This is a genomic window from Carboxylicivirga agarovorans, assembly GCF_050589845.1.
GTDB lineage: Bacteria > Bacteroidota > Bacteroidia > Bacteroidales > Marinilabiliaceae > Carboxylicivirga > Carboxylicivirga agarovorans.
The window spans coordinates 1-15660 of record NZ_JBNGPA010000002.1; the positions used below are offsets into that span (position 1 = coordinate 1).

The 15660-nt window shown below is 35.8% G+C and carries 12 protein-coding genes and 2 tRNA genes; 12 read left to right on the forward strand and 2 right to left on the reverse strand.

Translation table 11 applies throughout. The features are described from left to right. Positions 1 to 417 precede the first annotated feature (417 nt). Together ACRD69_RS02170 and ACRD69_RS02175 are read right to left on the reverse strand one after the other, a co-directional pair. Positions 418 to 490 (reverse strand) — tRNA-Phe (locus tag ACRD69_RS02170). Positions 491 to 598: 108 nt separating this feature from the next. Continuing rightward, positions 599 to 674, reverse strand: a tRNA-Phe gene (locus ACRD69_RS02175). A 180-nt stretch (positions 675 to 854) separates the two neighbouring features. On the opposite strand from ACRD69_RS02175, the gene ACRD69_RS02180 reads away from it, so the two are divergent. From ACRD69_RS02180 to ACRD69_RS02235, 12 genes are all read left to right on the forward strand, one after another. Next, on the forward strand, positions 855 to 2075 hold the full coding sequence (locus ACRD69_RS02180; protein ID WP_430813423.1) for a M16 family metallopeptidase: 1221 nt from the start codon (positions 855 to 857) through the stop codon (positions 2073 to 2075). Between the two features lie 2 nt (positions 2076 to 2077). Further along, positions 2078 to 2722 (forward strand): O-methyltransferase, encoded by a 645-nt coding sequence (locus ACRD69_RS02185; RefSeq protein WP_430813424.1) that lies wholly within the window; start codon positions 2078 to 2080, stop codon positions 2720 to 2722. Positions 2723 to 2772: 50 nt separating this feature from the next. Beyond that, positions 2773 to 3270 (forward strand): flavodoxin, encoded by a 498-nt coding sequence (locus ACRD69_RS02190; RefSeq protein WP_430813425.1) that lies wholly within the window; start codon positions 2773 to 2775, stop codon positions 3268 to 3270. A gap of 123 nt (positions 3271 to 3393) precedes the next feature. Beyond that, a complete protein-coding gene (locus ACRD69_RS02195) occupies positions 3394 to 4854 on the forward strand; it encodes a sensor histidine kinase (protein WP_430813426.1) in 1461 nt (486 codons plus the stop codon). 65 nt (positions 4855 to 4919) lie between these two features. Continuing rightward, a complete protein-coding gene (locus tag ACRD69_RS02200; protein WP_430813427.1) occupies positions 4920 to 6281 on the forward strand; it encodes a sigma-54-dependent transcriptional regulator in 1362 nt (453 codons plus the stop codon). 206 nt (positions 6282 to 6487) lie between these two features. Beyond that, complete coding sequence (locus tag ACRD69_RS02205) at positions 6488 to 7723, forward strand: hypothetical protein (RefSeq protein ID WP_430813428.1); 1236 nt, start codon at positions 6488 to 6490, stop codon at positions 7721 to 7723. A 551-nt stretch (positions 7724 to 8274) separates the two neighbouring features. Further along, positions 8275 to 9774: a lipopolysaccharide biosynthesis protein gene (locus ACRD69_RS02210; protein ID WP_430813429.1), complete on the forward strand. Its 1500-nt coding sequence runs from the start codon at positions 8275 to 8277 to the stop codon at positions 9772 to 9774. Between the two features lie 27 nt (positions 9775 to 9801). After that, entirely contained in the window at positions 9802 to 11079 is a 1278-nt protein-coding gene (locus tag ACRD69_RS02215; RefSeq protein ID WP_430813430.1) for a hypothetical protein, read from the forward strand. Further along, complete coding sequence (locus ACRD69_RS02220; RefSeq protein ID WP_430813431.1) at positions 11076 to 12041, forward strand: polysaccharide pyruvyl transferase family protein; 966 nt, start codon at positions 11076 to 11078, stop codon at positions 12039 to 12041. Before ACRD69_RS02215 ends, ACRD69_RS02220 begins: the two co-directional genes overlap by 4 nt. Before the next feature lie 67 nt (positions 12042 to 12108). Beyond that, positions 12109 to 13203 carry a glycosyltransferase family 4 protein gene (locus ACRD69_RS02225; protein WP_430813432.1) on the forward strand — a complete coding sequence of 365 codons (1095 nt, stop codon included), beginning with the start codon at positions 12109 to 12111 and terminating at the stop codon, positions 13201 to 13203. A gap of 6 nt (positions 13204 to 13209) precedes the next feature. Beyond that, entirely contained in the window at positions 13210 to 14409 is a 1200-nt protein-coding gene (locus ACRD69_RS02230; RefSeq protein ID WP_430813433.1) for a glycosyltransferase, read from the forward strand. Between the two features lie 79 nt (positions 14410 to 14488). After that, positions 14489 to 15529, forward strand: a complete 1041-nt coding sequence (locus ACRD69_RS02235; RefSeq protein WP_430813434.1) for an acyltransferase family protein — start codon at positions 14489 to 14491, stop codon at positions 15527 to 15529. The last annotated feature ends 131 nt before the right edge of the window (positions 15530 to 15660 follow it).

Sequence of the window (15660 nt, forward strand, 5' to 3'; positions counted from 1 at the left end):
ACTTAAAACCACCTCCCCTCTCCTTCGTCGAGGTACTCCTCCTTGCCAGGAGGAGAGCTGATTTACAGCTTGCAAAACACTATATATGTGAATGTTTGAATCTTTTCGAACACTCGTGGGCGTTGCCCCAAGTTCTGATGTATCAGGCTTTGACTTCGTCGATTTTCAATTCAGCCTGACATACAGCTCTAACATTATTAAATGTTTCATCAACGGAGAAACTAAAATTTCAGTTAATCACCCGAAACCTAAAATAATAAAAACAGAAGGCAGTATAGAGGCGTGACAGATGTGAAGTTCTTTCTCTATCGTTTGTGTAAAATTTATGCCTGGACCCAGAAATTGGTTGTGATCCAAAATACTTCATTAATATAAGGCTATAAAAAAAGGGAAAGATTTTCACCTTTCCCCTTTTTGTGGTGCCACCTGGAATCGAACCAGGGACACACGGATTTTCAGTCCGTTGCTCTACCAACTGAGCTATGGCACCGAGTTATTTTTACCAAGTAAAAATAACATAAACAATAACCCTTTACCCTTTTGGATTACTAACCTGTCCCCACAGGTTAATAATTAACCCTAAAATCAGCCTTACGACTGGTGGTGCCACCTGGAATCGAACCAGGGACACACGGATTTTCAGTCCGTTGCTCTACCAACTGAGCTATGGCACCAATCTTAGCAAAATCCCCACGTATCGGGGCTTGTAGTAACATCTCTTCCGAAATGCGAGTGCAAATATAGATAAAGATTTCATACTGCAAAAACATTTTTGCAATTTTAATGTTGCTTTTTTTTATCAGGTGTGTGAATTTGCCTGATGTTTAGTATTTTTGCAGCCTCAAAAAAAATTAATGGATTATCAAATATTTACATTGCGAAATGGAATTCGCATTATTCATAAGCAAGATAAGTCCCCTGTAGCCTACTGCGGATTGATCATTAATACCGGTTCGCGCGATGAAAAAGAGGAAGAGCATGGAATGGCTCATTTTATAGAGCATGTTATTTTTAAAGGCACAAAAAAGCGAAAAGCCTACCATGTGTTAAGTCGCCTTGATGATGTGGGTGGTGAGTTGAATGCCTATACAACCAAAGAGGAAACATGTATTTATGCTTCTTTTCTTAAACAGGATTATGAGCGAGCCATTGAGTTGATTCATGATATTACCTTTAATTCGACTTTTCCAGGTAAAGAGCTGGCTAAAGAAAAAGAGGTTATTGTTGATGAAATAAACTCTTATAAAGATAGTCCTGCCGAGCTTATTTTTGATGAGTTTGAAGAAATGCTCTATAAGAATGATCCTATGGGGCGGAATATTCTCGGGACAGAAGAACGACTTAAGACCTTTGATGAGGACATGATACGTCGTTTTATGCAATCTAATTACAGTACGGATCAGATGGTTTTCTGCTCCGTTGGTAATGTGTCCTTCAAAAAAGTTATTAAATGGGCCGAAAAATACCTTGGGGAAGAACCTGAAAACCTGAGGGAGTTAGACAGGGCTTCAGTTAATTTGTATGTGCCCGAATCACAGACCATTGAAAAAGATACACACCAGTGCCATGTAATAATTGGGAATGTGGCTTATGACTTTCAGCACAACAAACGCCTGCACTTACATTTACTGAATAACCTGCTTGGAGGCCCTGGGATGAATTCGCGCCTAAATATGGCATTACGTGAGAAAAACGGAATTGCCTATAATGTTGAATCCAGCTATGCCCCTTATTATGGCACAGGCGTTTTCAATATTTATTTTGGAACCGATGAAGAGAACCTTATTCGTTCATTCAACATTATTGATCGTGAATTGAAACTGTTACGTGATAAACCACTTGGTAGCTTACAACTTCATAAGGCCATTAGGCAATTGAAAGGCCAGATGACCATATCTTTTGATAATCGTGAGAACCTGATGTTATCGATGGGTAAGAGCTATCTTTTATATGATCAGGTCGATTCACTGGATAAGATATATAATAAAATAGATGCTATCAAAGCCAGTGATTTGATGGATGTTGCCAATGAAATATTGAACCCTAACAAGCTTTCTTATTTAATCTACAAGTAGTAATGACTGATTATTCAATCGATCTCGAACAATACATTTTAAACCACATTGATGATGAAGAGCCGGTTCTTCAGGAGTTAAATCGTCAAACACACATACGGATGTTGCAGCCACGTATGCTCAGTGGTCATTTACAGGGGAAAATCCTTAAGATGCTTGTTCAAATGATGAACCCAATGAATATTCTGGAGATAGGCACTTTTACCGGGTATTCGGCCATTAGCATGGCAATGGGACTTGGGAAAGAAGGAGCTGTGATTGATACCATTGAAATAAACGATGAGAATGAGGAATTTATACAGTCGTTTATTGATAAGGCCAATATGGATGAGGTTATTAAATTGCACATTGGTAGCGCCATTGATATTATTCCTCAATTGGATAAGAAGTACGATATGGTTTTTATGGATGGCGATAAGCGGCAATATCGTAACTATTACGACCTGGTATTCGATAAGTTGAATTCAGGAGGCTGTATTTTAGCTGATAATACTTTATGGGATGGTAAGGTGGTGCAAAAGCTTCATCCCAATGATGCTTATACCAAAGAAATTTTGGACTTCAATAAAATGGTTAAGGAAGATAAGCGCGTGGAAAAAGTAATTTTGCCTTTCAGGGATGGTATATCATTAATACGTAAAAAGTAAACTTTTCTTTAGCACTGCTGTTTATTTACCAATAATATTAAACATAGACTATGCAAACAGCAATATTTTACGGCTCATCATTAGGTAATACCCAGTTTGTGGCAGAGAAATTACATGCTGCTATTCCTGGTTCTGATTGTTTGGCAGTTAATGACCTGACGGTATCTGAAATTGTGAAGTATGACAATATTGTTTTAGGTACTTCAACCTGGGGAGTTGGTAATCTGCAGGATGATTTTGAATTATTTGTCGATTTACTTCTATCACTTGATATGTCAGGTAAAACATTTGCTTTGTTTGGTTTGGGCGATCAGCATACATATCCGGATACATTCTGCAATGGTATGGGTAAACTATACGCCTTACTGATCGACAAGGGCTGGAATGTTGTTGGAAGAATATCGGCAGAGGGGTATGATTTTTCTGAATCGGAAGCCCAGGAGGGAAATGATTTAGTAGGACTGGCTTTAGATGAAGATAATGAGCCGGACCTTACTGATATTCGCATTAAAAATTGGGTTCAAATACTGCCATTTGTAGAAAACTAAATGTTGTTTATCTAAAAATTTCCCACGATAATCTTATCAAATCGACCGTAAATCAATTTTAGCTGAAAAAGTAATTTATTCGCCATACTTTTATTTGTTCATTGTTCAGATGAAGGTGTGTATATGTATCTTAATCAGCAAATTATTAATCATAAAACCATAGGCAAAGAGGCTTTTTACTTTTTGTTGGATAAAACCGGTCATGTTATCAGGTCGCATGGCGATTTAATTGACAGGGGCGTTATTTCCGTAGGTGCTAATATTCGTGATTTTTTACCACATCAACTTCGTGATCGATTTAACTCCTTTGTCAATAACGAGGGAGTCAGAGAGTTAGTAGCCGAAGTTGTAATGTGTGATGGTGATGACCTTGAACAGGTTAAATGTACCTATAAGGGCTTTGATGGTAACATAGAATTGATCGGTACATTTCAGGTTCAAACGAATCAAAGCGATATAGCCATTGACAAGTTACCATATCCCATTGCAGTGGTTAAAAAAGATGGGGAGATATTTAGCCTGAATCGCTCTTTTATCGATTTCTTCCTGGAAAGCAGAATTGTTGTAAGACCAATTTATATTCAGGATATTATCAAGACAAATGTTTTGTCTCCCGAGAAGTTTGACTATCTGAAAATGATTGAATCAGACGCTAATTCACGTGCTGTTCTATGTCACTTTAAAGGCACAGAAGCTAACCAGACATTTTTGCTCAATTTAATTCCATATGTCAATAAAGATGAAGAGCTTTACCTGGCTGCAGTTAAGGATTTAACACAGTTTATTGAGGTGCAACAGAACCTGGAGGATCAGAATGAAGAGTTAAAAAGGCAGATTCAGGATGAATTCAGGATTAATAAAGCTCATGAATTGAAATTGTTGAAAAAGAGCAGGCTGGAGTCATTGGGTGAAATTGCATCAGCTATATTTCATGAGTTGAATCAACCATTAACGCATCTGAGCCTCAAGCTTGACAATATGTTTGACAAGTGGCAAATGGGTGATATAAGTGAATCTTATTTATTGGAGAAGACAGAGCAGATACAGCATCAGATAATGCGTATGCGGGGCATTATTGACGAGATGAAACAGTTTTCGTCTTTGCCCGATCGTAAAGATGAGTCCATAAGCATTCAGGAAGTGCTTAATTGTGCACTGGAAGATATAAGTTACATGCAGGTTCAGGGATTAATACTTGTGGTTAAGCATGTTGATGAGGTTTTTGTGGAAGGAACAGCCAACGAACTGGAGCAGGTATTTGTAAATATATTGATGAACAGTGTACAATCCCTGCAAATGAAATCAAGCATCAAAAAGGGATTTAAACCAAAGCTTACGGTATCAATTGAGCAGACGGAGGAATTGGTAAGGGTCATTTTTATTGATAATGGATTAGGTGCACAAGAAAAGGATATAGCTAATTTATTTAAGCCCTTTTATACGACAAAGAAGAGTTCCGGTGGGACCGGACTTGGGCTTTTTATCATCAAAAACCTGATGCGAAAAATGAAAGGTTCCATTGATGTCCAAACACGTGAAGGAAGGTATTTTAAAACCACGCTTACGTTTCCGGCTATAAAATAACTTTTGCGGATCATGAATAAGGATAAAAAAGATAATACTAACTAACACACAGTGATTTAGTAATAATGATGAGGTATACGATATTACTTTTTGAAGATGAGTCAGAGCTTAGGCAGGAAATTAAAGATAGTATTGTCTTTGATAATGTTGACGTATATGCTTTTGAGTCGTGGTATCAATATAAAGAAGCCAAAATTGAGAGTGTACCTCGCCTGGCTATTTTGGATATCAACCTCATAGATAAAGATGGTTTGTCTGTGTTTCGCGATTTAAAAGAAAGGTATCCTGAGATAGAAGGCATTGTTATAACTGGTCAGGCTAATGTTAATAACGCAGTTACCTCACTGAAACTTGGCGTTTGTGATTTCATAGAAAAACCTTTTAGGGCAAGGGAATTGCGGGCAGCTATAGAGAGATGTGAGAGCTATAAGCAGTTTAGTGTAAAAAGTTATGTGGTTGATCGGCAACTTGAGGAATCAAGAAAGAAATTTGAGGCACACTGGGGAATTGAGTTTGTGGGTGTTAGTAATTCGATTAAGGAAATAAACTCATTAATGAAACGAGTTGCCCGCACAGAGAATACCTCTGTAATGATAACTGGTGAAAGTGGAAGTGGTAAAGAGTTGATCGCAAGGGGTATACATAGTATGAGTGACAGGAGCGGAGCGCCTTTTTATCCTGTTAAGTGCACGGCAACGCCTGATGGAGTATTTGAAAATGAATTTTCGGGTTACCAGAAAGGTGCATTTTCAGGAGCATTGGCTAATCATGAAGGGTGGTTTGAGCGCGCCAATGGAGGGACGCTTTTTTTGGATGAAATAGGGGATATGAGCCTCTCTTTGCAAGGCAAACTGTTAAGGGTTTTAGATGAAAGAAAAGTGAGTCGTATCGGTTCCCATGAAGCTATTCCTGTAAATGCCAGGGTTGTTTGCGCCACCAATAAAGACTTGAAGAAAATGATAGAAGATGGGAAGTTTCGCCTTGATCTATACCATCGTCTGAACTCATTCCATATTCATATTCCATCACTTCGTGAACGAAGCGAAGATATTCCTGTTTTGGTGAATCATTTTGTCAGGTTATTTGCCGAAACGCATAACAAAGGTATTATCAGTATGCATTCAAAGGCTATGAACTTACTGGTGGGTCATTATTATCAGGGGAATATTCGTGAACTGAAAAATGTGATTGAGTATGCAGTTCTAATGTGTGATTCCAATGTTATTAAACCAAAGCATTTGAAGTTTGCCAATGAGCGTAAAAACGGAGCGCCAATGGAAGTGGAGTATGGGCTTGATGTGCTTGAAAAAAAGACTATTATTAAGGCTATGGAGGCATGTAGTCACAATAAAACACATACCGCGGAAAAGCTTAATATTACCAGACAGGCCCTTAATCGGAAGCTTAAAAAACATGGCATAGAATGAGAGGTGGTCGTTTTCGGTCGCTTATTTCAGATGATTGTTAAAATATTTATTGTCAAGGGGAAATTTCGGGCTTAAGTGTATTTTTTATCAATGATTATGATGTGTTCATCATAATGCCCTTGACATATTGTGGATTAATGAAGAGTTTAGCACTCAATTTATTTTTTTTAGAAGATACTTATAACCGAATCTAAAGAGTTTATATTATGGGCAAATATTTAGGGAAACGAGTAACGGGATTAAGAGGTTTAAGCTTTGGTACGTTATTCTTATTATTAGGATTATTGGCTTTTGTTTCATGCGAAAAAGAAGAGCAGAAGGAAGCAGGAAATATACCAGGAATGGGTAATGCCGGGGGCGAGCTACAGGCTGAAGAATATGTATTTCATCAAGATCTTCTTCTTGGAGCAATTACCGGTTATGAGGGGACATCGTCAGCAGCACGCCTGAAGGCTGACTACCTGAAGATAGAAGGTATGGCACAAGGGTCGGGTGAACAAGTTAAGGTTACAGTGGAAATAACCAATACCCATCCGGAAGAATGCAGATCTCTCTGGTTAAGAGCCGGAACTGTATTTGATGTTAATCATGCGGGGTATCAAAATGCTATTTTACTGGCCCCTGTTAATGTTTGTGTTCCTCCAAACTCAACTAAGACGGTAACTTTATATCTTTATTGCCTGAACCTGGGTATGAATGGATCAGATGGTACAGCTGCTTATGAGTTGTTAGGGGTAACTACTTCAGAAGCTGTTTTGGAATTAATCAATTTGCTTCAGTTTAAAAAGGTGAACTACGAGCATTATGTGTATTTCCCTGAGCCAGATATTGATTATAATGAAGTAAAAGATAAGCTGCAGGACATACTATGGAAAATAACCAATGGCGATGGAATGGATGCATCTGACCAGGCGTTTATTGAAAGCTTACCTATGTTGCCCGAAGGAACTTTTCCTGAAAATATTTATAACCTGGAAGCGATATTACCAGACTGCTGGTGTGTTGATGAATGTGAAGTAGTGGAAAATTCAGGAGCCTTAAGTTATGTAGCATTCCAAACAAACTGTGAAGGTGAGTTAAGTGCAGAGTTGGATGGTGGTTTATACAAGACAAATGGTTTTAGTTTTAATGTTGAAACCAACTACCCTAGTCTTGAAGGGTATATTAAGTTTGAATCGGTTTCAGAACCTGCATTGGGTGAAGATGGAGCGATTGAAACAGCCGTATTTGTATTCTGGGCTCCATGTCATGATGAACAAATAGTTGTAACAACCAAAAATAAGGATGAGATAACTGAAGTAATTGATATCTCGGAAGAAGGTCAGGCAGTGCTTATGAGCAACGGTTTTATGGTTGAATTTATAAGTGTTGCAGAGGGTGATAACGGATATTACTATACGTTTAATGTAGTGAGTGATAGTTGCCCCGGTAGTAATAAATAATGTATACCATACTATAGCAGCAATAAAAAAGGGTCTCTTTTAGAGACCCTTTTTTATTGCTCTATAAACAGGATTCGACTAAGATATTAGTGCGCTGAAGAAAAAAACACAATTACCAATACACTTTCTTATCCTTATCTAGTCTTTTAAAAATCATCTGTCCACGTTAAGGATTATTCACCACGATCAATGTTTCGATTTCAATTTTATTTATTAATGAGTTTTGGAGTGTATACTCCTGAGCATTTTTGTGGATAATGACCTATTTGTTGCTGCATATAGTTTTCACACCAATTCATCTTTTATTCGTGTACCCAAATTGAAGTTTCAGCAAATAATGATTGACGTTAGTCATAAAAACAAAGTGCGATTGTAAAAGAATACTAATTTAGAAATTGCTTATTCAGAGCATATTGTTTTAACCAGCCTGGCTTGATCTAATTGGGATTGAGGGGGCGAAGCTATGTTATAACATCAATAAAATATTGATATGTTTCAATAGCGAATAGGCTTTGGAAAATGACTGTTAATAACCAAGAATTCAATCCTAAATGAATCAACTTCGGACAGGGGCTGCGCTTTCCTATCTAACTATTATAATCACCAATCTTGTCGGGTTACTATTAACACCTTATATAATTCGTATGCTTCAGGCAGATGAATATGGATTATATACTTTAATAGGCTCTTTCGTTGGTTATCTGACACTATTAGATTTCGGTCTTAATAATACTATTGTGCGCTTTGTTGCCAAATACAGAGCTGAAGGGGATGCCAAAGGGGAAGCCGAATTTCTTGGGATGAGTTTGATATTCTATGTTGTAATATCAACGATATTGGTTTGCATTGGAATTGTATTTTACTATAACCTGGAATGGATATTCAGTAAATCAATGGATCCGGAACAAATTGATAAAGCCAAAATAATGGTGTTAATTCTGGTTTTTAATTTGGCTGTAACGTTACCAGGAAACTCTTTTCAGGCAATATCTTCAGGTTATGAGAAATTCATATTTCCCAGAGCCGCCAGTATAATAAAATATTTGATCCGTTCAGTTACCGTTGTTGTCATTTTATACTACGGAGCTAAAGCAGTTGAAATAGTTATTTTAGATACAGTAATGAACTTGTTGTTGATCATTTCAAATGGGTTCTACGTCTTTAAAATACTCAAAGTAAAAGTTTCCTTTAAGCAGATTCAAAAACCCATGTTGTATACTGTATTTAGTTATTCAATATGGATTTTTGTTTTTGCTCTGGTGCGTCAGTTTCAGTGGAAAGGAGGGCAGATGGTGTTAGGTATTATGACGGATACTACTACAGTGGCAATTCTCGCAGTAGGCATCATGTTAGGATCATATTACGGAGCCTTTTCCAGTGCCATTACGAGTGTTTTTTTACCAAGAGCTACGAAAATGGCAGTAGATAATGCCAGCGGTGAGGAATTAACAAGCATGATGATCAGAATCGGGCGTCTTTCTTTTTTTGTGTTATTATACATTTTTGGAGCGTTCTTATTGTACGGAAAGCAGTTTGTGTTATTGTGGGTTGGCGATGAATTTACTGAAGCGTGGCAAATTGCCCTATTAATTATGATTGCCTATACGGTTCCGCTTGTTCAGGGTTTCGGGAATTCCATACTTGAGGCAAAGGCTAAATTAAGATTTAAAGCGATAATTTATGTGTCCTTTGTGGTAATCGGAGTTTTACTGGGTGCATTGCTTGTTCCTAAGTATGGTGCAACAGGTATGGTAGCAGGTAATGTTATTGGCTGGATGATTTCACAGAATATAATGAACTTTTATTACCATAAGGCAATAAGAATCAATATTATAAGGTTTTTCAAAGAACTTGTAGATAAGAATTTATTAAGCATGGCATTTATAATGCTGGTCGGCGTTGGAATTACAATGTTACCAGGTGACGGATGGATGATATTCATCTTGAAAAGTGCACTTTACTCACTTACTTATTTTGCTGTCATGTATCGTTTTGGAATGCATGTGTATGAAGTTGATTTAATAAAAAGTGTCATCAAAAGAAAAAGGTAAATCAATTGTTAATTTGACAGTAGAAGAATGATCGTTCTTGATGAAATATTGATTGAAAACAGTGGAAAAACTGTTGTTTACAATTACTCGGTTGATGATAAGTATGCAATTTACTTTAATAGTGAGGATCCCTATTTTGTAGAATACGAAAAAGATGTGTCCTCTGTGCCTAAGAGTATATTATGCGTTCCTTTTCTGGTTAATTTCCTGCCAATTGCATGGTTTCTTGATATTGATATTCAATGTGCAGAAGTAGATAAAGCGTTCATTGAATCAGTGATTCCTATTAAAAAGGAATTTCAAAGAATGTATCCGGAATTTCAGTTAAAAGGAAATTTATGGGTTGAAAAGCCGATAGTTCAGGAGAATGCAAAGTCGACTTACGCTGCAATGTTGTTTAGCGGGGGTGTGGATGCAGTATCGACCCTTGTCAGGCACGCCGACAAGAAGATGGCGCTGTTTTCTGTATGGGGAGCTGATATTTCATTAAGTGAGGCAGACAAATGGAATGATCTGGTTAATTATAACAAGGATCAGAACTACCTTACAGATAATCCCAAGTATTACATCAAGTCGAATCTTCGTTCGTTTTACAGCTATAAACTCGAGCAGAAGTTGAATATAGAGTGGTGGGGCAAAGTTCAGCATGGCATGGCATTATTGGGTGTTTGTGCTCCATTGTGTCACCTTTTAAATATTACTACACTATATATTGGATCAACCCATACTAAATTAACGCAAATAAGCTGGGGCTCAAACCCTGTGACAGATGAATTGCTAAAGTGGAGCAACACATCTATTGTTCATGAATGCTATGATTTAACCCGCTTAAAAAAAATAGAGTCTATCATTGATTATGCCAGGCTTATTGAAGATGAGGTGCAGTTGAGAGTTTGTTATTCGGAACGCAGGGATCAATTAAACTGTAGCTTTTGCGAAAAGTGTTTAAGAACCATTATGGCAATAGTTCTAAGCGGTGATAACCCAAATTTGTATGGTTTTAATGTCAACGAATCATTTTATGACTTGGTTAAAAAGCATGTCAACGGAGGTATTAAAACCAAAGGTGTATTAAACCATTGGCTTGGTTTACAAAAAAAGTCTCTTGAAAGTGAAAATGTATATGTTTTTAAAGATAAGGCAAGTGAAGAGGAAGTTCTTAAGTGGTTTGCCAATGTTACGCTAAAACTTCCTGATGAAAGTAAGTTAAAGATGATTCTTAGAAAGCATAAATCTAACATCATTAACAGGTTCCCAGGGATATTTAATTTTTATATGAAATTTCGATTAAAGCTAGTAAAATGAAGAATGCATTACTAACCTATCAGGAAGGAAAATTCACCTATAATTTAGGAGATTACGTGCAAAGCCTGGCTGCCCGGCAGTTTCATGCTGATTCACCATTTCTGATTAACAGGGAGAAGCTGAATCAATACGATGGAGATAAGGTGAAGCTTATCATGAATGGTTGGTTTACCCATAATTTGAGAAACTGGATTCCATCACAAGATATTGATCCTCTTTTTGTGTCTTTTCATTTAAACTCAAGTGCAGCCCCATTCTTGTTAGATGACAATAGTGTATCTTATTTAAAAGAGCATGCGCCGATTGGTTGCCGGGATAAATTTACCGTCGAGTTGTTAAAAGAAAAAGGAGTCGATGCTTATTTTACAGGGTGTCTGACGCTAACACTGGATAACTATGCCGTTCCCGACACTGAAAGAGGGGATGATATATATATTGTTGAACCTTTTTTTAATTACCCAACATTTAAGACTGTAACAACTGAACCTAAACAGTTTTTAAGAAGTGTGTTAAATGGAGATGTATTTAAGATCTTTAAAAAAAGAAGGTTTATAAAAAAGATAATAGATAAAGACTTGTTGAAAACGGCTAAGTTCAGAAGACATGTACTGCCTAATATAGGAGAATCAGATATTGAAAAATTTGAACTTGCAGAAACTTATCTGAAAGAATATGCCAAAGCTAAGCTTGTGATAACCTCAAGAATTCATTGTGCACTACCTTGTTTAGCAATGGGTACGCCTGTTATTTTTATTCATTCATTTAATTCAGAGGTTGATACCTGTCGTTTCGAAGGTATTATTGATTTATTCAACCGGATTGATGTAGATGAAAAGGGAAATACTAAAAATAACTTCAATCTGAACGGTTTGATAAATAAGGATACGAGTGTTAAAAACAAAAATTTGCACTTAAATATGGCAGCAGAACTAAAGAAAAAATGTGAACTGTTCATGAATTAGTAGGACTGATTAATTCATGGTATTTATTAATGTTGTTTAGGATCTTTAGCTAGTTATACAGATTGATATGTCAAAAAAACTGTTGTATATAACCAATCAGGTTTGCGGAGCCGGAGGCTTAGAAAGAGTTCTTTCTATAAAAGCTACCTACTTTGCTGAAAGTATGGATTACAAGGTTCATATTTTAACGCTTAACCAAAAAGGTATAGACAACTTCTACAATTTTAGTTCTAAAATTGAATTTCATGATGTTAGGGTTAGGGGTAATGCTTTCAGTTACTTCCTGAAGTATAGAAACGGCATACTTTCTACCATCAACAAAGTGAATCCGGATGTTATTTGTGTTTGTGATGATGGTTTAAAAGGATTGTTTGTACCTCTGTTATACAATAGAAAGATCCCTGTTGTTTATGAACGACATACTGTAAAAAGAGCTTTTCACAGTAAAAAGCTTAGCAGTAAGTTATGGAATAAAATTCTGGATAAAGTGGCTGACTACGGAAGTCGTTTATATGATCAATTTGTAGTTTTGACAATCCAAAATTCACAAGAGTGGCCCAAAGCTAAAGTTAAAGTCATACCAAATCCCAACCCTTTTAACCCAAAGACAAAATCTTCACTAAAAAATAAAAAGGTTATTAGTGTTGGAACAATGAGTCATGTTAAGGGATTTGATTTGCTATTGGAAGCATGGAAACTTGTTGTTGATCAGCATCCGGACTGGCATTTGGAAATTTATGGCAAACCGGTATTGAAAGAGGAATTAGAACAATATGCTGAATCCTTACGAATTGAAAACAATGTTAATTTTTACGGACCTGTAAAGAATATTGAGGAAAAATATACCGATGCATCGATTTACACTTTATCGTCGAGGTATGAGGGATTTGGGATGGTGTTAATTGAGGCAATGGCGTGCGGAGTGCCTTGTGTATCATTTAACTGTCCACATGGTCCAGGAGATATTATTAGAAATAATGAAGATGGTTTCTTAATTACCAATGGACATGTAGAAGAGTTTGCTTCAGCAATAATTAACCTGATTAAAGATGAAGATTTGAGGTTAGAGATGGGGAGAAATGCAGTTATAAATGCTCAGAGGTATTCAATTGATGAAATTGGAAGGGAATGGGTGTCTCTCTTTAATCAAATTAAAAATTAGATCATTATGAAGAAGAGGATATTTATTTCGACATGTTACATGCAGATTGGAGGGGTTGAGCGAAGTTTACTTGGATTGTTGAATAGTATTGACTACAGTAAGTATGAGGTAGATCTGTTTATTCAAAATCACTCTGGTGAGTTTATGGATATGATACCTGATAGTGTTAATGTTTTGCCTGAAATAAAGCGATATAAATCCTTGTCAACTCCTATTGTAGGATTATTTAAACAAGGAAGCGTATTAATAGGGATTACAAGACTGCTGGCAAGGTTTCATACTCAATTATTTAAGAAGCTAAATAAATTGACTGAAAATTATTCATCAACTACTTATGTTGCAAAATATGCCATGCCATTTCTTCCAAGTCTGTTCACATATGGAGAATATGACTTAGCAATAAGTTTTCTGATACCTCATAATATTGTTCTTAAAAAAGTAAAGGCGAAACATAAAATTGCCTGGATTCACTCTGACTATTCTTTCATTGGATTAGATAAAAAAGTGGAATTACCAATCTGGCAGGAATATGATTCCATTGCATCTATATCAGAAGAAGTTTCAAGGGCTTTTTTAGTTCGTTTTCCTTCTTTAAAGGAGAAATTGGTTTTAATTGAAAACATCCTTTCATCCAGTTTTGTGAGACAGCAAGCGGAGGAGTTTTCTGCTTCATCCGAAATGCCCAGAAAGAATGGTGAACTTATTTTATGCTCTGTTGGTAGATTTACCGAGCAGAAGAATTTTGTTAACGCAGTACATATTTGCAAATGCCTGCTGAATAAAGGGGTGGATATCAAATGGTATTTAGTTGGGTATGGTCCTGACGAAAAGAAAATCGTTGATGAGATTAATAAGTTACAAATGAATGACTTCTTTTTTATTCTAGGAAAGAAGGTTAACCCATATCCCTATATTCATAACTGCGATATTTATATTCAACCATCTCTTTATGAAGGAAAGGCTGTAACAGTGCGGGAGGCACAGATGTTGTTTAAGCCTGTTGTCATCACCGATTTTCCCACATCAAAAAGTCAACTTAAAAATGGATATGATGGTGAAATTGTTCCATTGGATAATGAGGGTGCCGCCAAAGGCATTTATAACTTTTTAATGGATAAGAATAAACAAGATATGATCATTGAAAACTTGAAGCAGAATGATTTTGGCAATGAAAGTGAAGTGGGTAAGATATACGATTTGTGTTAAGGTATAAGTGATTAAAAGAAGAATAGTTAGGTATTAAAGAGATTTATCTGTAAAATTAAAAAGCTACTAATTTAGTTATATGAATAAGCTAAATCAACTACAAGCTCTGCGTGGAATTGCAGCCATGTTAGTATGTTGTTTTCATGCAAAAGATTATATCAATTTTCAGTTCCCAATTGGAGATATTTTGTTTGGGAATGGTACGATTGGTGTGCAGATATTCTTTATTCTTAGTGGATTTATTATGGTTTATACTACTAAAACGTATGATTATAATAACAAATTCAAGAATTTTAGAACATTCATGTTGAAGAGAATAATTAGGGTTGTTCCTTTATATTTTGCATTAACAATTGTTTGGCTCGTATTGGTGAATAGATCCATTCTTTTTATAAATAATGAAAATCTTTATCCAATTTTAAAAGCCTTGCTTTTTATTCCTTCAGAACAAGAGCCTCCGTTGTATGTAGGGTGGACATTAAATTATGAGATGTTTTTCTATTTGATTTTTGGTGTATCATTAATGTTTGGTAAAATAAGATATGCCATGATATATGGAATAATATTATCATTGGTGTTTATTATTCCACAGTTTTCTACAGTTGATTTTACTTTATCAGCATCCCCTGAATATTTTTCAAATCCATATTTTAATATGGCAACTAATGATCTACTGCTTTATTTTTTGAGTGGTGTATTTATTGGAAATATTTATGATAAAATAAAAATCAGTAATGCTATTGTATGGTTAATGTTTATAATAAGTATAATAGCCTTTTTACTTCATTATTTTAATCTACTTGAATTCCTGCAAACAAAGTTATTGATATGCAGTATGCTTATATTTTCTGTGATATTGATGGATGTAAAATTGAACTTAAAGTCAAGTTCTTTTCTGTCATATCTAGGTGATATCTCATACTCGATTTATTTAATTCATCCAATCGTTATTCTAATAATACGGGGAGTAGTTAAAAAAACGGGATTTGAAGAGTATTTGTATACTCCATTGGTTTTTGTTTTGATAATAATTGTGACGTTGATTGCCTCTTCAGTAACATATAAATATATTGAAATAAAGTTTACAAGACTAATTAAAAATAGCATAGGAATTCATTAAGATCCTTCATCGCATAGCGTGTAAAGCTATGTGAGATAAATGTTTTTGAGGGTGAAAGATCTTCCTAAGCATATAGATTAAATTCTCGCTAAAAAACTAATTAATTGCTGTTTATTTTGTAAACAATTATC